Genomic DNA, 19,960 nt, shown 5'->3' with positions numbered 1-19,960 from the left:
CCGACCTCCTCGGTGTTGATGTTGATGATCATGACGTGCGCGGCAGCAGGGCGATGGCCGTGGTGCCCTGGCCCGAAACTGACTCGAGCCGCAGGTCGCCGCCGTGCCGCCGGAGAATGTCTCGACTGATGTTCAGCCCGAGACCGGTGCCGTGGATACTCGAGCCCCGCACCGAATCTGCACGGTAGAACCGATCGAACAGGTTCACCTGCTCGCCGGGGGTCATCCCGCGGCCGGTATCGGTGACGCGCAGTTCAACCCCCGAGGCGGACTCGTCCACGGTAACGGTGATCGTGCCGAACTGCGCGTTGTACTTGATCGCATTCGAGAACAGGTTGTCGATCACCTGACGCAGGCGGAAGGCATCCGCTTGCAGATGGATTGTGGGCAGCGTTCCGAGTATGAAACGAATGTTTCGCTCGGCAGCGAGCGGCCGGAGCGATTCGATGGCGTCGGTAACGATGACCGACAGATCGCACGGGCCCACCACGATCTCAATTTGCTGCTCACCGCCGGCAGCCGCGGTGAGCAGGTCGGCAACGAGCGCCAGGAGCCGATCGGAGTTCTTGGAGGCCACCTCAAGCATGCGCCTGGTCGAGCCATCGAGGCTGTCATCGTCGAGCGCGAGTTCGAGATAGCCCATGATCGAGGTCAGTGGGGTGCGCAATTCGTGCGAAACAGATGCCACCAGATCGTCGCGGGCCTTGATCGCCCGCAATTCGGCGGTAACATCCCGCGAAACCATGACACCGCCGTCGTAATTCTCGTTTTCATCGAGCAGGGGCCGGGCGGAGATGAGCACGGCGGACTGCTGCTGACCCTGCTCGCCCACCCAGACGATGGCGCGGTCGACCGTTTCGCCGCGTATAGCCCGCTGGAACGGTCGGTCCTGCTCTGAGTACGGCGTGATTTGGTCTTCGTGGTAGACCACGATCGACGACAGCTGGCCGTTTTTCACCCCGAAGCGGGCGAACATCTCACGCTGGGCGCGGTTCACGAAGGTTGGTTTGGACTCGCGGTTGAACCCGACCACGCCGAAATCAACCGTGTTAAAGATGGCGTCGAGGGTGCGCTCCTCACGGCGAGAGCGACGCAGCGCGCCCTCGAACAACTCGGATTGCTGGGTCAGGAGCACCCGCTGGGCACTGGCGCGCCGCGTGGTCGTGTGGGTGGTCGCGGCGACGAAGGCGAGCACGATCGGCAAGATCGCTAGCCGGGTGATCTCATCGCCGAACAGGGGCTCCGCGCGCAGCCAGCCAGCCAGCCACAGCAGCAGGGAAGCGAGCACGACGCCGCCGACCGCTCCTCGACCGCCGAAGTGCGTAGACAACCAGATGATGGGAAAGACCAGCAGAAACGCCGAGCCACGCGGCGGGTCTCCCTCCCGCGCGATAACGAGACCGATCACGTCGAGGATCGGCAGAATAATGGTCCAGTTCTTGCTGACGCTGCGCCATGGGACTCCCGCAGCGATCGCGGTGGTCACAAAAATGATCAGGACACCGGACAAAAAGAGCTCATTGGTGAAGAGCTCGTGGTTAAGCACCACCGAAACTGCGACGAGCAGCAGCGTCGCCGATCCGAGCAAAAGTTGGGAGCGAAAGACAGTACGCGCCACTCTCTCGCGCTGCGCCCGATTGGGCGAGACTCGGCGTTGCGTCATGCCTAAATCACCGCAGTCCTGCGGCGCGTCTGGCCGGGTACGACCGCTTCTGAACCGAACTCATCAAGCCGTTCGATGGTGTCGGCGAAGCTCTGCGGAATGCCGAAGTGAAAACCCTGGGCGCTGCGGATGCCGAGCCGGGCCAGCTGATCGGCCATTTGCACATTTTCGACGCCTTCGACGATCATGAAAAATTCGAGTTTGTCCCCGAAATTTTGCAGAGCGGTAAGAACCTCACGCTGACGAACGTCGGCGAGGTCGTCGACGAGACTGCGGTCGATCTTGAGAATGTCCATCGGCACGCGCACGAGCGAATCGACCGAGGAGTCGTCGGAGCCGTAGTCATCTAGGGCGATGAGTATGCCGAGGTCACGCAGCCGGTTGGCCTGAATACGAATCTCGGGCGACACCCGCACGGCCGACCGCTCGTTGAATTCGAGACAGAGCGAGATTTCCGGGTATTGCGCGCTTAGGTCTTCGAAGAACCCGCCTAATCGTTCGGGCTCTATCTGCTCGGCATCCACATTAACGGCCATGCAGACGATGGCGGGTTCGGCCAGTCGAAACTCCGCTGCGGCCGCCATGGCCTTCTGCGCCACCTGCCGGGTGAGCAGGTCGAAGCGGCCGATGCTCTTGGCTTTCTCCACGAGGACGGTGGGTGAAATGGCACCAAATTCCGGGTCGACATAGCGCAGCAGGGCCTCGAAAGCCCAAATCTTGGAGGTGACCAGACTAACGACGGGTTGGTATGCCAATTCGAGCATATTGGAATCAATGGCCAGCGCAACGGTTGCGTTAAACCGCGACGATCGGTGCGCGGAGAAATGGATACTGCTCGCAGCGGCGGGGGTGCCGCGGCGCCGGGCCTTCTTGACCGCGAGCATACTGCGGTCAGCGTCGCGGACCAGCTCCGCGACATCCGTTTCGACCAGTGCCGAGTAGGCCAAGCCGATGCTGAGCCGGGGATTGATTGTTACGGCGCCGTTGGCAATGGGCAGCGTCGCGGCCGCCAAGATGATTTCTGCCAGAGCGGATGCCTCGGCACGAGTCGATAGCCGGGTGAGAATGATCACGAACTCGTCGCCGCCAACGCGGGCGACCACATCGTGCGGGCGCACCGCCTGGCGCATGCGCTGGCCAACGACCCGAAGTGCCTCGTCGCCGGCCTGGTGACCGTGCGTGTCGTTGAGGCGCTTAAACGCGTCGAGGTCGATAAACAGCACTGCGATCGCTTCGGAGTCACTACGGGTGCCGTTGATCGTGTCGAGGGCTTCCTGGAAGGCGCCGTAATTGGGCAGGCCGGTAAGCGAGTCGGTGTTGGCGCGTTCGGTAAGGCCGACCAAGTTTTGTTTGGCCTGCACGGCGAGTTCGGCCGTGCAGGCCAGGGCTTTCAATACTCGACGGTCCAGGCCGGTGAAGGCACCGTCCATGATGTCACGGCGGGCAACCAAAAATTGTGGCTGCCCCGACAAGCTCACCGCAACGCCGATTTCTCCGGTCTCGGCGGGTTCGGCCCGCACGACCACCGACTGCACACCGACCGCACTGGCCGTGGCTTGGCAGAGGGCCTCGGCGGCCTCGTCCGCGGTGTCAAGTTGGCGGGTGGCACTGAGAATGTTGCTGCCGAGCACGAGTCCGTTGATCCGGCACCGCATGTCCCGCATGGTACGCCACCCGATGAACACGAGGGCCAGGACGATGCTTCCGAGGAGGGTTCCGACGGCGGTTTCAATCGGCGTGCGGCCTTCCCCCGGTGTTGGGAGGCCAACCTGGGACCAGTACGCCGAGGCCATGCAGAGGATGGCCAGACCGATCAGAACAAGGAAAAGCCTGACGGTCGAGACCAGCGGCCGTCTGCCGCGATCGGCCGGCGCGTTGGTAAGGCGCATACGCACCATTTCGGCGGCCAGCACGAAGACGGCATAGCCGACGGATGCCGCGGCGACGGCCAGCAGATCAGGCGCGGGATCCAGTGCCGTGGTGATGAGCAGGTAGAGCAGGCAGCCGGCTGCGGCCAGGCTCGCGCTGTACGCGGATACGTCCACACGGCGCGCTTCCAGCAGGAGCACAACGAAGATTCCGAACATGACGATACCGATGATGCCGAGGCCGGGCATAACGGGGGTCAGGGCAGGTACGGCCAGCACGGGCAGAGCGATGACCGGCGATCGATGCGCAACGCTGCCCACCCGAATCGAGGCGATTTCGAGGGCTGCCACGCACAGCACGCCCATGAGCGCTGGCACGATTCTGCTGCCCGGATCGGCGAGAACCGCGACGATTGACAGGGGAAAGAAAACGAGGCCCATGACGCCGAACATGCCGAAGGAGACGCGCTGCGGCATGCCCCAAATCTTTCTTCGACTCACACGGTCAAAGCCTACGCGACTTGCCCCCGGATGAGGGACGGAGCGGGGCATGGGGCGCGGTGAGGGAGGTGGGGGCTTGGCGCGTTGGGCGGGGTCTCTGATAAACTTGGGCCCAGTTTCTAGACCGGGCCCGGGTTTCGGGCCCCGAACGGGAGCAGTCGCGGGGCTGGCCGGGTCAGGCCAGGGCGACCAGCCGGTCGGCAGCGATGAGCTCCGCGATCTGCACGGCGTTCAGCGCCGCACCCTTGCGCAGGTTGTCGTTGCTGATGAAGAGGGCCAGGCCACGGCCATCCGCTACGCCTTCGTCCTGACGGATTCGGCCGACGAAGCTGGCGTCCTGCCCTGCTGCCTGCAGCGGGGTGGGGATGTCGGTCAGTTCGACGCCGGGCGCGGTCTTGAGCAGTTCCTCGGCGCGGGCGACGCTGATCGGCTTCGCGAACTCGACGTTGATCGAGAGCGAGTGGCCGGTGAAAACGGGTACGCGCACGCAGGTTCCAGAGACGAGGAGCTGGGGCAAACCGAGGATCTTACGGCTCTCGTTGCGCAGTTTCTTCTCTTCGTCGGTCTCGAACTGGCCGTCGTCGACGATGGCGCCGGCGAGCGGAATCACGTCGAACGCGATCGGCCGGGCGTAGATGGTGGGCTCGGGCAGGGCTACGGCGCTGCCGTCGTGCACGAGCTGGAACAGGTTCTCGTCTTGCGCCGCGACGCGCACCTGGCTGGCGAGCTCGAACGCTCCGGCCAAGCCACTGCCGGAGACGGCCTGGTAGGTGCTGACGATCAGGCGCTTGAGCCCGGCCTCGTCGTGCAGTACCTTGAGCACGGGCATGGCGGCCATGGTGGTGCAGTTCGGGTTGGCGATGATGCCCTTGACGGCGAGCTTGATGGCTTCGGGGTTGACCTCGCTGACGACGAGGGGAACGTCTGGGTCCATCCGCCAGCCCGACGAGTTGTCGACGACGGTGACGCCGGCCGCGGCGAAGCGGGGAGCCTGCGCCTTGGAGAGCGTGGCCCCGGCCGAGAAGATAGCAACGTCGAGCCCGGTCGGGTCGGCGACGGAGGCATCTTCGACCGTGATTGACTCGCCCCGAAAGGTGAGGGTGGTGCCGGCCGAGCGTGCCGACGCGAAGAAGCGGATGCTCTTCACCGGAAAGTCACGCTCCTCCAGCAGACGACGCACGACGGCGCCCACCTGTCCGGTGGCTCCGACGACGCCGATGTTGATTCCAGAAGTGCTGACTGAGGTGGTCACGTGTGTTTCCTAACGTCGTTGGGGCTGTCTCCCGTGGCTCATTCAGGAAACACCGGCGATCCTGCCGATATTTTCTCCCCAGAGCGGATGCTGCGGGTCGATTCCCTGAATTAGCTCCCAAAAGGTGGGGTGACGAGGTGGTGCGGGTGGTTGATGCGAGGTTCTCACCCACTTCGCGCATAACTCCTGCAATTTCGTCGCCCGCCGGTTCAGTCCCGAGCAATTACAGGGCAGTCAAAGTCGATGATTACAATTTGCAGGAGTTATGAACGGGCTGGGGCTGGACTGGGTGGTGAGGCGGGGAATCCGCTCGCCGAGGTGTGAGTTGTGTCCGGTTTCGGCCGAAACCGGGGGCGAAACTCACAGCGTGGCGTGGCTGTTAGCGGCCGGAGCCGCCGTGCACGATGGCTTCAGCATCACCGTCGAGCCCGAACGCGGTGTGTACCACGCGGAGGGCTTCGTTGATGGTGTCGGCGCGGGTGACGACCGAGATGCGGATCTCGCTCGTCGAGATCATCTCAATGTTGATCCCGGCTTCGTAGAGTGCCTCGAACAGTTTCGCTGAGACACCGGTGTTGGTGCGCATGCCGCCGCCGACCAGGGCGAGCTTGGCGATCTGGTCGTCGTACTGCAGGCCAGCGAATCCGATGCGGTCGCGCTCGTTGGTCAGGGCAGTGAGCACCTGCTGGCCCTCCGACTTGGGCAGGGTGAAGGAGATGTCGGTGAGTCCGGTCGACGCGGCCGACACGTTCTGCACGATCATGTCGACGTTGGCGTTGGTCTTGGCGACGATCTTGAAGATCAGGGCGGCCTTGCCGGGAATGTCGGGAACGCCGACGACGGTGACCTTCGCTTCGCTCAGGTCGGCGGCGATTCCGGCGATGATGGGCTCTTCCACAATTTCTCCATTTTCTCGCGCGGTCGCGGCGTTGTAGACGATGGTGCCGGTGTTGTTGTTGAAGGATGAGCGCACGTGCAGCGTGACCCCATGGCGGCGAGCATATTCCACAGCGCGAATATACAAAACTTTGGCTCCAGCGGCGGCGAGTTCGAGCATCTCTTCGCTCGTCACGCGCTCGAGTTTTCGAGCTTTGGGAACGACGCGCGGATCCGCTGTGAAAACGCCATCGACATCCGTGTAAATCTCGCAAATGTCGGCGCAGAGGGCGGCGGCCAGTGCGACGGCGGTCGTGTCGGAACCGCCGCGTCCGAGGGTGGTGATGTCTTTGGTGTCGCGGTTGAAGCCCTGGAAGCCGGCGACGATCGCGACGGCACCCTCGTCGAGGGCATCGCGGATGCGTCCGGGCGTGACGTCGACGATGCGCGCCGAGCCGTGGCTCGCGTCGGTGATCATGCCGGCCTGGCTGCCGGTGAAGGAGCGGGCGTCGTAGCCGAGGCTCTTGATGGCCATCGCGAGCAGCGCCATGGAGATGCGTTCGCCCGCGGTGAGCAGCATGTCGAGCTCGCGCGGGGCGGGCAACGGCGTGACCTGATGGGCGAGGTCGAGCAACTCGTCGGTACTGTCTCCCATCGCCGAAACGGCGACGACGACCTCGTTGCCGGCCTTGCGGGTGTCCACGATGCGCTTGGCGACCCTCTTGATACTTTCGGCATCGGCGACGGACGATCCGCCGAACTTCTGCACGATCAAGCTCATGTGACTCCTGAGATGGGGGTGTCGCTGGCCGATGTTCGGGCCGCGTCCAAGTTCCCATCCTAAATGCTGGTGCTGACGGGTGGGTGCCATGTGACACTGTGCGGCGGCGTTCAGCGAATTCAGGGGCACGCGTGCAGGGCGGGCGCTCAGGAGTGCGCGTGCAGGCGGGGCGTGGGAGGGCGCTATCCGGACGCCGGGCCCAGGATAGGGAACCGGGCCCATGATCAAGCATGGGCCCAGTTCCCGGGCCCGGGCCCGGAAAGTAAGACGAGACCGCGCGGGGAAGTCACCGCACCGAATCACTCGACGGGCCCGAATACGGACGCCGGGCCCAATGTTAGGAAACCGCGGTCCGGATACGGACGCCGGGCCCAGGATAGGGAACCGGGCCCATGATCAAGCATGGGCCCGGTTCCCGGGCCCGGGCCCGGGAAGTACTACGAGACCGCGCGGGGCGGCCGCAGGTGCGGCGGGTGGCTAGTGGGTGACCTCGCGGCGGCCCTCGAAGGCGCGGCCGAGGGTGACCTCGTCGGCGTATTCGAGGTCGCCGCCGACGGGCAGGCCCGAGGCGAGACGGGTCACCTTGATCTCGAGCGTCGTCAACAGGCGCGAGAGGTAGGTGGCAGTCGCCTCCCCCTCGAGGTTCGGGTCGGTGGCGATAATGACTTCCTGCACTGTGTTGTCGGCGAGGCGCTGCATCAGCTGGCGGATACGCAAGTCGTCGGGGCCGACCCCGTCGATCGGGCTGATGGCTCCGCCGAGCACGTGGTACAGGCCCTTGAACTCGCGGGTGCGTTCGATCGCGACGACATCCTTGGCCTCTTCGACCACGCAGATCGAAGTGGGGTTGCGGCGCGGGTCGCGGCAGATCAGGCAGGTCGGCTGCTCGGACACGTTGCCGCAAATGTCGCAGAACCGCACCTTGTCGCGCACCTCGAGCAGCACGTTGGCGAGCCGGGTCACGTCGAATTTCTCGGTCTGCAGAATGTGGAACGCGATGCGCTGCGCCGACTTCGGTCCGATGCCGGGAAGCTGGCCGAGCTCGTCGATCAGCTCTTGAACGATGCCTTCATACATGGTTTAGTGGTCGTTTCTGGTTCGGGGCGCCGCGGTGTACGGCTGTTCTTCGATGAAGGTCGCGCCCAGGATCTCGCGTACCACGGCCTCACCATAGCGCTGCTTCTCAGCGAAGGACGGCGCGCGGGACGGGTCTTTCGCGGCTCCGCGCTGGCCGGATGCGTTCGGGTGCTGGCGCTGCACTGGCGCAGACTGCAGGCCGCGGTTTTGCTGAACGCTCGGCTGGCCAGCGTTGCGCTGGCCGTTCGGCTGGCCGTTCGGCTGGCCGGGAGCGTGAGCCGCGTTCTGCTGGCCTGAGCGACGCGAATCCTGCTGCCCTGCACTGCTTGGCTGCCCCGAGCTCAGCTGCGAAGCGGATGACTCGGCGTCGGCCCCGTAGTCGGGCACGCGTTCCTCCGCGGGCGCGTCCATTTCGGGCGGCGCGTCGTCGTCGACGTCAAATGGCGGGGGCGCATCGTCAAATGGCGGCTCGTCGCGGCGCGGGGACGCGGAGCCGGCGAGCGAAGACGGCGCTGAGACTGGAGTTGACGACGACGAGGAAGCCGAGACCGAAGCCGCGTCGGGTACGTCTGATATCGGAGCCGCGGGACTGGCGGGTGCCGGGGCATCCGTTGTGTCGTCGACGAGGGCAGGCAATGCCGGGCCGTCGGGCGAGCCGGGAATCGCCACGGTCGCCCACCCACTGGTCGAGGCGGCGACGGGCGAGGCACCTGCTGGTGTGGAAGCTGGCGCTGTCGCGGATGCCGCAGTAGCCGCAGCCGCAGGCGCAGCGGTGGGAGTAGCCGGCGCGGGAGCCCCGGACGCAGACGCAGAGGGCGCGGAGGTCGCAGGCGCGGAAGCAGGCGACCGGACTTGCGCGGCCTCGGTCGAGGCTGGATCGGTGAGCGCGGATTCTGCTGTGTCGGCCGCGTTCTCAGTCGACCCAGGTGATGCGCTCGGCACAGAGTCGGCTCCGGAATCTGCCGGCACGGAAGTTGCCGGCACGGAAGCTGCCGGCGGTTTCGGTGCGGGAACCGCTGGCGCAGGCTCCGCGGCGACGGTCGTCGAGTCGCCGGACGATGCGCTCGGCGAGGACGTTTCACGGCCGGCATCGACCCGGGCGATGAACTTGACGCGCAAGCCGAGCACGGCGACGATCGCGGTGCGGAGGAAGTCGCTCGTTCCCATTCCTGGAACCTTCTGCTGCTTGAAGCTGTCAACGTCGGCAACGCTCGGGAACGACAGCGCGAGTACGTCACCGTTCAGGCTGAGCACGTGGGCGGTGTAGACGACGAGCCACGCGGTCGTTTTTTCCGTTTTCACGGCCTCGAGAATTTCGGGCCAGGCGTCTTTCAACTGCTGCAGGGAGACCGGTGCCCCCGGGATGGCGGTCTCGTTGGGCAGGCCTTGGATCGAGCCTGTCGAGATTTCGACCAACGGAGAGGGTGAGGCCGCGGAGGTTACTGGCGCGCCGGAAGCGGCAGACGAGGAGCCCGGCGTAGAGCTCGAAGAAGGTGCTGCGCCCGCGGAAGGGGCGGAACCGGAAGATGACGCGGGCCCCGCGGAGGAAGGTGATGCCGCGGAGGCGCCCTGAGTTCCCAGGATGGCGGTTTCAACAGGCTGGACCAGCGGAGCAGGAGGCGTCGCGGAGTTTGCTCGCGCGGCCGAGGTCGCGTCGGGAGCGGAGGCGGCAGGTGTTGCAGAGCCTGGCGCGGAGGGCGACTGAGCACCGGGAGCGGCGACGCCGCCAGCTTGCGGTGCCGCCGCGGGCGCGACCGGGTCCCCCACCCGCTGATCGAGCTTGCCGAGATCGCCACTGGCCGACCGGGGCGCGGGCGCCGACGCAGCGACCCCGTCGACCCCGATGCGACGCTCGAGCCGCTCGACCCGGGCGAGGGCGCCGCGGGTTGTGTCATCGGTCGCGGGAATCAGGGCGCGCGCGATCATCAGTTCGAGGTGCAGGCGCGGCGAGGTTGCCCCGCTCATCTCGGTGAGGGCGGCGTTCAAAATATCGGCGGTGCGCGAGAGTTCGGCTGGCCCGAAAGCGGATGCCTGCACGCTCATGCGCTCCAGCTCGTCTTGCGGCACCCCGCGCAGCACCGCTGCAGCTCCCGCGACGCTGGTGGCCGCGACGATGATGAGGTCTCGCATCCGCTCGAGAAGGTCTTCGACGAACCGGCGCGGATCTTGCCCGGTCTGGATGACCCGGTCGACGGCGTCGAACGCGGCCGCGGAATCGCGGGCTCCGATGGCGTCGACGGCTTCGTCGAGCAGCGAGGCGCTCGTGTATCCGAGCAGGGCGACGGCGCGCTCGTACTCAATGGACTGACCGTCGGCCCCGGCCATGAGCTGGTCGAGCAGTGACAGGGTGTCGCGCGGCGAGCCTCCGCCGGCGCGCACGACCAGCGGCAGCACGCCCGGAGCGACGACCATCTTCTCGACGTCACACATCTGCTGCACGTATTCGAGCATCGGACCCGGCGGCACCAGCCGGAACGGATAGTGATGGGTGCGCGAACGGATGGTGCCGATCACCTTTTCGGGTTCGGTGGTCGCAAAGATGAACTTCACGTGTTCCGGCGGCTCCTCGACGATCTTCAGCAGCGCGTTGAAGCCCTGCGGCGTCACCATGTGTGCCTCGTCGAGGATGAAGATCTTGTAACGGTCGCGGGCCGGCGCGAAGATAGCGCGCTCACGAATATCGCGGGCATCGTCGACACCGTTATGGCTGGCCGCGTCGATTTCGACGACGTCGAGCGACCCGCCGCCGTCGCGGGCGAGCTCAACGCAGCTCGGGCAGACGCCGCACGGAGTGTCGGTGGGGCCCACGGCGCAGTTCAGGCAGCGGGCCAGGATGCGCGCGCTCGTGGTCTTGCCACAGCCGCGCGGGCCGCTGAACAGATAGGCGTGATTCACCCGGTTGGTGCGGAGCGCCGTCATCAGCGGATCAGTCACTTGGGACTGGCCGATCATCTCGGCAAAGGTCTCTGGCCGATAGCGGCGATACAGGGCGGTAACCACGCTCTAATGGTACTTGCCGCAACCGACACTCGGCCGCGCGCAGGCGTCCGCCTGAAGGTCAAGACCCCCGCACCCACGGATGACGTGCGCGACCGGGCGTGCTTAAGTGCGAAGATCGCGCGCGCTAAGGTTCAGTTCAGCGTCAAATCGGCCTGAGCGCAGTGACATTTCTCTGCTTTCTGCTGATCGTGACCTGACTCAGTACAGCTAGCGCACCGTGGTGAGGGTCTGGCGGGCTATCTCCAGCTCCTCGTTGGTGGGGATGACGAGCACGGTGACCGCAGAGTCGTCGGCCGAGATGCGCCGCGCACCTCGATTCGCAGCGGCATTGCGCTCCGGGTCGATCCGGATTCCAAACGCCTCGAGTTCACCGACCGCGCGCGCTCGCAGCATCGGGTCGTTCTCGCCGACTCCCGCCGTGAACGTGATCACGTCGACCCGACCCAGCTGGGCGAAGTAGGCACCCACGTAGTGCTTGAGCCGGTGCACGTAGACGTCGATGGCGAGCTGGGACGGACCATCACCGGACTCCGCCGCCACGATCACGTCGCGCATGTCGCCGCGACCGGTGAGGCCGATCAGCCCGCTTCCGCGGTTCAGCAGGGTGTCGAGCTCGTCCATGTCGAGACCGGCTCGACGGTGCAGGTGAAACAGCACGCCCGGGTCGATGTCGCCCGAACGGGTGCCCATGACGAGACCCTCGAGCGGGGTCATGCCCATGCTCGTCTCCACCGATCGGCCGCCGCGCACCGCACACACCGATGCGCCGTTGCCGAGGTGCAGCACAATCTGGTTCAGGTCAGCCAGCGGACGCTCGACGAATTCCGCGGCGGCACGTGAGACGAAGCTGTGGCTCGTACCGTGAAACCCGTAGCGACGAATACGGAACCGCTCGGCCAGGTCCACGTTGATCGCGTAGGTGAACGCCTCGGGCGGGAGGGTCTGGTGAAAGGCCGTGTCAAAGATGGCCACGTGCGACACCGAGGGAAAAGCGATCTCAGCGGCCACGATGCCCTGCAGCGCGCCCGGGTTGTGCAGCGGCGCGAGCCCGGAGAGCTCGTCGATGTCGCGTTCCACCTGCGGTGTGACGAGGGTCGGCTCGTGAAAACGAGCCCCTCCGTGCACGACCCGGTGGCCGACCGCGACCGGCGCATGGGTGGCGAGCGAGGGGCCGTGCGAGTGAAAGGCCTCGAGCATGACAGCGAAGCCCGCCGTGTGGTCGGGAATGGGCAGTTCACGCCAGGTCTTGGCGCCGTCGGCGTCGTCTATGCCGGTTACCGTATGGGACGAGTGCCCCATGAGCTCGCCGATACGTTCGACCAAACCGCTCGCGAGGGTGGTCTCGGTGTCCATCTCGATCAGCTGATATTTGAAGGAGCTCGACCCCGAGTTAACGACCAAAACAGCGGTCATCGAATGGCTCCAGCCGGCGTCGCATCCACTACGGCCGCCAGGGCGGCGGCATCCGTCAGTCCGGCCGCCTGGATGGCGGTGATCGCCACGGTGTTGACGATGTCCTGCACGAGGGCTCCGCGCGACAGGTCGTTGATCGCCTTGCGCAGACCCTGCAGCACCGGTCCGATCGCGACGGCTCCCGCGCTGCGCTGCACCGCCTTGTAGGTGTTGTTGCCGGTGTTGAGATCCGGAAAGATGAACACCGTGGCGCGGCCAGCCACGTTGGAACCGGGCATCTTGGTGGCCGCGACCGCGGCATCCGCTGCTGCATCGTATTGAATCGGACCCTCGACCAGCAGATCGGGTCGGCGCTCACGCACGAGGGCGGTCGCGGAGCGCACCTTTTCGACGTCGGCGCCCTCGCCGGAAGTTCCGGTGGAGTAGGACAGCATCGCGATGCGCGGCTCGATGCCGAACTGCACGGCCGTCGCCGCGGCAGAGATGGCGATGTCGGCCAGCTGCTCGGCCGTCGGTACCGGAATGACGGCGCAGTCGCCGTAGACCAGCACGCGATCGGCGAGCGCCATGAGGAACACGCTCGACACCACGCCGACGCCGACCTGGGTCTTGATGATCTCGAAGCTCGGCCGAATGGTGTGCGCTGTGGTGTGCGTCGCGCCAGACACCATGCCGTCGGCGAGGCCCAGCTGCACCATCATCGTGCCGAAATAGCTCACATCGGTGACGGTTTCATTGGCCTGGTCGAGCGAAATTCCCTTATGTGCTCGCAACTGCATATATTCGTGGGCGAACTTAATTCGCAGCAGATCGTCGTACGGGCTGACGACGTGGGCCTTGGAAATGTCGAGGCCGAGGCCGATCGCCCGAGATCGCACCTCGAATTCCTCACCGAGGATGGTCAGCTCGACCACGTCGCGGGCCAGCAGGGTCGCGGCGGCGCGCAGCACGCGGTCATCCTCACCCTCGGGCAGCACGATGTGCTGACGGTTCTGGCGCGCGCGTTCGAGCAGCGCGTACTCGAACATGAGCGGCGTGACGACCTCCGCGCGGCTCACATCGAGCCGGTCCAGCAAAGCGGATGCATCGACGTGAGTCTCGAACAACGCCAGCGCGGTGTCGTGCTTGCGCTGGGAGTCGGCGGCGAGGCGTCCACGGGCGCGCGTTATGCGCATAGTCGTGTCGTACGAGCCGAGTGAGGTTCTGATGATCGGGAGCGAGGGGGCGAGGCCTTCCATCAACCGTTGGATCGCCTCGGGCAGCTCGAAGCCGCCATTGAGCACGATGCCGGCGATCGACGGGAAGGTTGCGGAGGCGTTGGCCAGCAGCACGGCCAGCAGCACGTCTTCGCGGTCGCCCGGCACAACGACGACGGCGCCCTGAATCAGGCGCGGCAGCACGTTGACCATCGACATTGCGGCCACGACGACGCCGAGCGCCTCACGGGCCAGCAGGGCAGGGTCGCCCTTGATCAGGGTGCCCTCGGTGGCCTCCATGATGCTCTGCATGCTCGGTGCGACGAGGTACGGGTCTTCGGGAATGGCCCAGATCGGCACGCCGAAAGCGCCGCCGGACCGCGCCGGCTGGGCATTGGTGGTGACTCGCACCGCGTCAATAATGGCCGGCAGCGCGTTCTCGTCGGCCCGATTGATGATGATCGCCAAAACGGATGCGTGTTCGTCGCGCAATTCCGCCAGCGCCACGTCGGTCTGCTGGGCGATGTCCACGGACGAGCGGGCGTCGCTCTGACCGAGGCGTTCGCCCTCGCCCGGGCCGACTCGGCCACCGAGCACGAGCAGCACGGGGGCGCCGAGATTGGCCGCGATGCGCGCGTTGAAGGCGAGTTCAGTGGGGCTGCCGACGTCGGTGTAATCACTGCCGATGACGACGACCGTGTCGCAGTTGACCTCGACCGCTTTGTACCGCGCAACGATGCGGGCCAGGGCGGCGTCTGGATCGGTGTTGACGTCGTCGTAACTGACACCGATGCTCTGCTCGTAGGTTTGTCCGGCGGCAGCGCCGGGGCCGGCGTTCGCCTGCAGGTGCCGGAGGAGAAGCTCGACGACGTAGTCGGGCTCGGTCGCAGTGCGGGCGACCGGGCGGAACACACCCACCCGCTCCACGAGGTGGGTGAGTGTGTCGAGCACGCCGAGGGCGATCGTCGACTTGCCGGTATTGCCTTCTGCGCTGGTGATATAGATGCTTCGAGCCACGGTGTCCATTCAAGCTTATTCGGAGTGGGAGTGCGTCGGCGAGATCATAGAGGTAAGTCGTGACCCACGCTATACCGAGTTTGGGTGGGTCGATTGCGGTTGAGTTGAGTTAGCCTGCGCGGATGGCGGGGTTCCGCAGACGGCCAGCGCTGGGCGATGGCGGTCGTCAAGCTCGACCAACGACAGGTGGCGTCCCGCGCGCGGGTGGGGGCCGGAGCAGTGCTGGGTTAGACATTGTCGCTGCCGGTCGAGGCGGCGCGGGGAGCGGCATCCGCTTGGGAAGACCAGGACCAGTCGGTGATGGCGGGAACGTCTTCGCCGTGGTCTCGGGTGTATTGGCGCGCGGCCAGGCGGGCGTCCTGCATCCGCTGCCGGAGCAGGCCGGCGCGGGCGGCGAGGCCGGGGGTGCGGTCGATGACGTCCATGACGAGGTGATATCGATCGAGGTCGTTGAGCATGACCATGTCGAACGGGGTCGTCGTGGTGCCGTTCTCTTTGTAGCCGCGGGCATGCAGGTTGTCGTGGCCGTGACGCTTGTAGGTGAGCCGATGGATCAGCCACGGATACCCGTGATAGGCGAAAATGATCGGCTTGTCGGGCGTGAAGACGGCGTCGAAGGCGCTGTCGCTCAGGCCGTGCGGGTGGTCCTCCGCCGACTGCAGCCGCATGAGGTCGACGACGTTCACGACCCGCACCTTGAGCTCGGGCAGGTTCTCGCGCAGAATCTCGGCGGCGGCGAGCACCTCGAGCGTCGGCACGTCACCGGCGGCGGCGAGCACGACATCCGGCTCCTGACCGGCAAGTTCGGTGCCAGCCCAGTCGAAGATGCCAAGTCCGCGGGTGCAGTGCGCGACGGCCTCGTCCATGGTGAGCAGGTTCGGCGCCGGCTGCTTGCCCGCCACGACGACGTTCACATAATTGACGCTGCGCAGGCAGTGGTCGTAGGTACTGAGCAGGGTATTGGCGTCGAAGGGCAGGTAAACCCGCACCACGTCGGCGCTCTTGTTGACGACGTGGTCGATGAAACCGGGGTCCTGGTGGCTGAACCCGTTGTGATCCTGCCGCCAGACGTGCGAGCTGAGCAGGTAGTTGAGGCTCGCGATCGGCGCCCGCCACGGGATCTCGGCCGTCACCTTGAGCCACTTGGCGTGCTGGTTGAACATCGAATCCACAATGTGAATGAACGCCTCGTAGCAGTTGAACAGCCCGTGCCGCCCGGTGAGCAGGTAGCCCTCGAGCCAGCCCTGGCACTGGTGTTCGCTCAGCATCTCCATCACGCGGCCGGCCCGGGCGAGGTTGGTGTCGCCGGGCCGGATCTCGGCGTTCCACTGCTTGTCGGTGACCTCGTAGACCGGCGGGGCGAGCCGGTTCGAGGCGGTTTCGTCGGGTCCGAAGATGCGAAAGTTATCCGGGTTCAAGCGGATGACCTCGGCCAGGTAGCCGCCCAGCACGCGCGTCGCCTCATTCCGCGTTGCACCCGGCTGCGGCACGTCCACGGCGAAATCACGGAAGTCGGGCAGGTGCAGGTCGCGGCGCAGCACTCCGCCGTTGGCGATCGGGTTGGCGCTCATGCGCAGGTCGCCTTGTGGGGCGAGGTCAGTGATCTGTTTCACGGGAGCACCGTCTTGGTCGAACAGATCTGCGGGGCGGTAGGACAGCATCCACTGTTCGAGCAGGGCCGTGTGCGCCGGGGTGTCGCGGGCGTTTGCCAGCGGAACTTGGTGGGCGCGCCAGGTGTTCTCAACCTGAACGCCGTCGATACGGGCGGGGCAGGTCCAGCCCTTGGGGGTGCGGAGGATGATCATGGGCCAGCGTGGGCGGGCGAAATCCTCGTTGTTGGTGGCGGCCTGAGCGGCTGCGGCCTTGATCTCGGCGATCTGGTTGAGCACCAGGTCGAGGGTCTCGGCCATGCGGGCGTGCACGAGCATCGGGTCTTCGCCGTCGAAGCCGCCGCTCACCAGATATGGAGTGTGACCGTAGCCGCGCATGAGGTCCTGCAGCTCGTCTTCGGGGATGCGGGCGAGCACGGTGGGGTTGGCGATTTTGTACCCGTTGAGGTGCAAAATGGGCAGCACGACGCCGTCCTGCAGCGGGTCGATGAATTTGTTGGAGTGCCAGCTGGTGGCGAGCGGGCCGGTTTCGGCCTCGCCGTCCCCGATCACCGCGGCCACGAGCAGGTTCGGATTGTCAAACGCGGCACCGTAGGCGTGGCTCAGGGCGTAGCCGAGTTCGCCGCCCTCGTGGATGGATCCGGGCAGCTCGGGCGAGGCGTGGCTGGGGATGCCGCCGGGGAAGGAGAACTGGCGAAACAGTTTCTGCACGCCGGCGGTGTTCTGCTCAATGTCGGCGTAGACCTCGGTGTAGGTGCCGTCGAGGTAGGCGTTGGCGACCATGCCGGGGCCGCCGTGGCCGGGGCCGGTGATGTAGATGGTGCTCTGGCTGCGTTCGGCGATCGCGCGGTTCAGGTGTGCGTAGAGAAAGTTGAGGCCGGGCGTGGTGCCCCAGTGGCCGAGCAGGCGCGGCTTCACGTGATCGCGGGTGAGCGGCTCGGTGAGCAGGGCGTTGCCGAGCAGGTAGATCTGGCCGACGGCGAGGTAGTTCGCGGCCCGCCACCAGGCGTCGATGCTATCCAACGCCGCTGCACTGAGCGGTTTCGGCGCGCGTGTAGGCCAGGGCATGGTGCCGGAATCGTGGCTCATTGGTCCTCCGCAGTGTGGTGCGGCGACATAGCCGCGCTGCCTTAATCCTATTGATCCGTGGCGGCACAGCGCAGGGCCAAAGGTCCCGACCCGCGAGCGTTCACGCGGATTTCACGCTCATTACGCGAAAGCGGATGCTGGTGGGGCCAAAAAGGACTCCTCGCGCACCTCGGAACAGGGGCACAGCCCCGGGTACCCTTGCGCGTTGGGTATGAAAAAGACGCCTCGCGCACCTCGGAACAGGGGCACAGCCCCGGGTACCCTTGCGCGTTGGGTATGAAAAAGACTCCTCGCGCACCCGCCAGAGCCCGGTTACCCTTGCTACGTTTCCGTCCTGGGGGAATTGGCCTGGGTGGCGCCACGCGAGGAGCCGACCCTCAGTTTAGGGCACGCGACGAGACTGCACCAACCGAGGGTGGCGGCAGCATCCGCTGGAAACAGGTAAGATTCTGTGGTGCCGTTGCTTTATTGAACGGCGGCCAGGAGAATTCGCCTAGTGGCCTATGGCGCACGCTTGGAAAGCGTGTTGGGTGAAAGCCCTCGGGGGTTCGAATCCCCCATTCTCCGCCAGACTTGTAGTACAGCGTGTTGGGTGACGCACAAACCCCACTCGCAGGGTTCGAATCCCCCATTCTCCGCCAAAGATCCACTGCAGCGTGTTGGATGACGAACAGGTCAGGCGTCAGCGCGGTCGGCGAGACCGCGCACGAAGGCTGCCTGGCCGGCGTGCTGCAGGTCGTCAGAGAGCACACTCGCGAGGCGCACGCCGACGGTGACGGCGGGGGTCCAGGATTCGTCGATGACCCGGTCGAGATCGGCCTCGACGAGGGTGCCCAGGTACGCCACGGTCGCGGTGTGCACGGCGTCGTAGTAGCCGACAAGCAGTTCAGCGTCGGCGCGAACGGCCGCGACATCGGCCGAGGTGTGGCCATAGCCGGTGGCCGTCGGCCCGAACGGAAGGTCGAATCGTTCAGCCCAGCCCTGCCCGGTGTACACCTGCGCGGTGCCTGCGAGGTCGGCGAAGTGGTCGTCCTGCACGCGGGACAGGTGCCAGATGAGCCAGGCGATCGTGTTGGCGTCGGCATCCGCTCGATACGTGAGGGTGGCGACGGTCGTGTTTTTCAGGGTCGCACCTACGTATCCCTGGATACGGGAAAACTCTTCGATGAGCAGTTCGGACGGGGTCATGGCTCTCCTTAGTCGTTCTGCCACCGTACCCCCGCGCTATTCCGCGATCCCGCCGGGACTCATACGCATCCGCTGAACCGCGGGTTGTTGCCACCTCCGACGACACCAGTTTGCGTGGCGCAAGCCTAAAGCTTCGTGCCTCGGGCTCACGTGAGAAACAACGCCCCGCCCTATTATTCGGGCCGTCTGCCCGGAGATCAGGAGGGCGGCGCGGGTTTGCGTGGCCCAGCGAGGGGCAGCTCGCACTCGTCGGCGATGGGCGGGTCGCCCTCGCGGCGGCTGGTGCGTTGCTCAGGCTAGTCGCAACGTCGATCAGCGAGGCGAGCCAACGAGCAAGCGCTGCCGCGTCAGGTCGAGCCCGAGGGCAACGACGCGCGCCGAAAGGCCCACGGACCCTTCGGTGAGCGCCCTCACCTCGAGCGCGTGCTGCAGCACCGACGCACTTCGGACGGGGAGCGCACGCCAGATGTCAGCAACGGTGTGGCACAACGAGATCGAGCCGGTGGCGCTGGTCACCGACCATCCAGCGGCGAGCGCCGCGATGCGGGGTGCGCCGGGCACGCCGGCACACACGGCGGACACCGTTTGCGCCACCAGAATGCGATTTCTGAGGGTGTGTTCGTTGCCCATCACCGGGTCAGGGTAGACCGTCGTGCCGCATGCTCCGCACATTTTTTTTCCTGACTGACCTGACGGCCCGAGTTACTGCATCACGTCGCCGGAGTTGGGCCCGAGGGTCTGCCCTACATAGAGGTTTCCTCCGGGCTCACTCGCAAGCAGCAGCGCCGTGGGGGCGACTTCGGCCGCAACGCCGAAACGCCGAAGCGGCAATTCGGCGCGCTTGGCAATCTTCCAATCTTCGGAGATCCCCTGCACGAGCGGGGTCTCGATCGGGCCGGGAGCGATGCTGTTGACGAGCACGTTGTCGCTGGCAACTTCGAGCGCCAGCGATTTAGTCAGCGCCACGACCCCGGCCTTGGCCGCCGAATAGTGGCTCAGGCCGGTGCCGCCCTTGATGGCGAGCTGGGAAGCGATATTGATGATGCGGCCCCATTTCTGTTGGCGCATCTCCCCCACCACCTCCCGGCAGCACAGGAACACCCCGGTGAGGTCGACCGAGAGAGTCTCGTTCCACATGGCGAGTGTCATGTTTTGCAGTGGTGACTCGGTGAGCAGACCGGCACTGTTCACCAGAACGTCAATGGTGCCAAGCCGTTGGCGAGCGGTCGCGAAGGCCGTGCGCACGCTGTCTTCCTGCGACACGTCAACGTTGATCGCGTCAATGTCGGTGCCCGCGCGATCGAGTATGACCACGCGGTCACCGTTGGCGACAAACGCTTCGGCGATCGCCCGCCCGATTCCACTACTGCCGCCGGTGACGACGACTCCGCGGCCGGTGGACGCGCGATGGTGCGGGGTCATTTCTGTT

General features: G+C 65.8%; 12 protein-coding genes, 1 tRNA gene and 1 other RNA gene. 1 reads left to right on the top strand and 13 read right to left on the bottom strand.

What is annotated here, in order from left to right:
• Positions 1-28: 28 nt before the first annotated feature.
• The 10 genes from E3T41_RS09430 to ffs all read right to left on the bottom strand — a co-directional run bounded on the left by E3T41_RS09430 (position 29) and on the right by ffs (position 17,718).
• Positions 29-1,663 (bottom strand): cell wall metabolism sensor histidine kinase WalK, encoded by a 1,635-nt coding sequence (locus tag E3T41_RS09430; protein ID WP_134478261.1) that lies wholly within the window; start codon positions 1,661-1,663, stop codon positions 29-31.
• Positions 1,664-1,665: 2 nt separating this feature from the next.
• Positions 1,666-4,008 (bottom strand): EAL domain-containing protein, encoded by a 2,343-nt coding sequence (locus tag E3T41_RS09425; RefSeq protein ID WP_166791529.1) that lies wholly within the window; start codon positions 4,006-4,008, stop codon positions 1,666-1,668.
• Between the two features lie 199 nt (positions 4,009-4,207).
• The gene (locus E3T41_RS09420; RefSeq protein WP_134478257.1) at positions 4,208-5,284 is read right to left on the bottom strand and encodes an aspartate-semialdehyde dehydrogenase; all 1,077 of its coding nucleotides are present in this window, start codon (positions 5,282-5,284) and stop codon (positions 4,208-4,210) included.
• Between the two features lie 379 nt (positions 5,285-5,663).
• Complete coding sequence (locus tag E3T41_RS09415; RefSeq protein WP_104131746.1) at positions 5,664-6,941, bottom strand: aspartate kinase; 1,278 nt, start codon at positions 6,939-6,941, stop codon at positions 5,664-5,666.
• A 477-nt stretch (positions 6,942-7,418) separates the two neighbouring features.
• Complete coding sequence (gene recR / locus E3T41_RS09410) at positions 7,419-8,018, bottom strand: recombination mediator RecR (RefSeq protein WP_092448250.1); 600 nt, start codon at positions 8,016-8,018, stop codon at positions 7,419-7,421.
• A gap of 3 nt (positions 8,019-8,021) precedes the next feature.
• Positions 8,022-11,018, bottom strand: a complete 2,997-nt coding sequence (locus E3T41_RS09405; protein ID WP_241991102.1) for a DNA polymerase III subunit gamma and tau — start codon at positions 11,016-11,018, stop codon at positions 8,022-8,024.
• A gap of 207 nt (positions 11,019-11,225) precedes the next feature.
• Positions 11,226-12,431 carry an acetate/propionate family kinase gene (locus tag E3T41_RS09400; RefSeq protein ID WP_092448253.1) on the bottom strand — a complete coding sequence of 402 codons (1,206 nt, stop codon included), beginning with the start codon at positions 12,429-12,431 and terminating at the stop codon, positions 11,226-11,228.
• On the bottom strand, positions 12,428-14,644 hold the full coding sequence (gene pta / locus E3T41_RS09395; RefSeq protein WP_092448455.1) for a phosphate acetyltransferase: 2,217 nt from the start codon (positions 14,642-14,644) through the stop codon (positions 12,428-12,430). The genes E3T41_RS09400 and pta overlap by 4 nt, the downstream gene beginning before the upstream one ends.
• Positions 14,645-14,871: 227 nt before the next feature.
• Positions 14,872-17,322, bottom strand: coding sequence for a phosphoketolase (locus tag E3T41_RS09390; RefSeq protein WP_241991108.1), 2,451 nt, complete (start codon positions 17,320-17,322; stop codon positions 14,872-14,874).
• A 299-nt stretch (positions 17,323-17,621) separates the two neighbouring features.
• Positions 17,622-17,718: signal recognition particle sRNA small type (gene ffs / locus E3T41_RS09385), an RNA gene on the bottom strand.
• A gap of 107 nt (positions 17,719-17,825) precedes the next feature.
• On the opposite strand from ffs, the gene E3T41_RS09380 reads away from it, so the two are divergent.
• Positions 17,826-17,913, top strand: a tRNA-Ser gene (locus E3T41_RS09380).
• A 105-nt stretch (positions 17,914-18,018) separates the two neighbouring features.
• Here E3T41_RS09380 and E3T41_RS09375 read toward each other — a convergent pair.
• The 3 genes from E3T41_RS09375 to E3T41_RS09365 all read right to left on the bottom strand — a co-directional run bounded on the left by E3T41_RS09375 (position 18,019) and on the right by E3T41_RS09365 (position 19,953).
• Positions 18,019-18,531, bottom strand: a complete 513-nt coding sequence (locus E3T41_RS09375; RefSeq protein ID WP_134478253.1) for a DinB family protein — start codon at positions 18,529-18,531, stop codon at positions 18,019-18,021.
• Positions 18,532-18,843: 312 nt separating this feature from the next.
• On the bottom strand, positions 18,844-19,203 hold the full coding sequence (locus tag E3T41_RS09370) for a hypothetical protein (RefSeq protein ID WP_134478251.1): 360 nt from the start codon (positions 19,201-19,203) through the stop codon (positions 18,844-18,846).
• A gap of 30 nt (positions 19,204-19,233) precedes the next feature.
• Positions 19,234-19,953, bottom strand: a complete 720-nt coding sequence (locus E3T41_RS09365) for an SDR family NAD(P)-dependent oxidoreductase (RefSeq protein ID WP_092448257.1) — start codon at positions 19,951-19,953, stop codon at positions 19,234-19,236.
• Between the last annotated feature and the right edge of the window lie 7 nt (positions 19,954-19,960).

Origin of the sequence: Cryobacterium sp. Hh38 (genome assembly GCF_004403235.1) — a bacterium.
In the GTDB taxonomy this organism is placed as follows: Bacteria; Actinomycetota; Actinomycetes; order Actinomycetales; family Microbacteriaceae; genus Cryobacterium; species Cryobacterium levicorallinum.
The sequence above is the reverse complement of the archived record's forward strand: the minus strand, read 5'-3'. Positions and strand labels throughout refer to the sequence as shown.

Bases quoted from the DNA above. Each gene is read 5' to 3' on its own strand.
- E3T41_RS09425 (WP_166791529.1), bottom strand. From the start codon at position 4,008: ATGCCGCAGCGCGTCTCCTTCGGCATGTTCGGCGTCATGGGCCTCGTT.
- E3T41_RS09430 (WP_134478261.1), bottom strand. From the start codon at position 1,663: ATGACGCAACGCCGAGTCTCGCCCAATCGGGCGCAGCGCGAGAGAGTG.
- E3T41_RS09375 (WP_134478253.1), bottom strand. From the start codon at position 18,531: ATGACCCCGTCCGAACTGCTCATCGAAGAGTTTTCCCGTATCCAGGGA.
- recR (WP_092448250.1), bottom strand. From the start codon at position 8,018: ATGTATGAAGGCATCGTTCAAGAGCTGATCGACGAGCTCGGCCAGCTT.
- E3T41_RS09400 (WP_092448253.1), bottom strand. From the start codon at position 12,431: ATGACCGCTGTTTTGGTCGTTAACTCGGGGTCGAGCTCCTTCAAATAT.
- E3T41_RS09370 (WP_134478251.1), bottom strand. From the start codon at position 19,203: ATGTGCGGAGCATGCGGCACGACGGTCTACCCTGACCCGGTGATGGGC.
- E3T41_RS09415 (WP_104131746.1), bottom strand. From the start codon at position 6,941: ATGAGCTTGATCGTGCAGAAGTTCGGCGGATCGTCCGTCGCCGATGCC.
- E3T41_RS09365 (WP_092448257.1), bottom strand. From the start codon at position 19,953: ATGACCCCGCACCATCGCGCGTCCACCGGCCGCGGAGTCGTCGTCACC.
- E3T41_RS09390 (WP_241991108.1), bottom strand. From the start codon at position 17,322: ATGCCCTGGCCTACACGCGCGCCGAAACCGCTCAGTGCAGCGGCGTTG.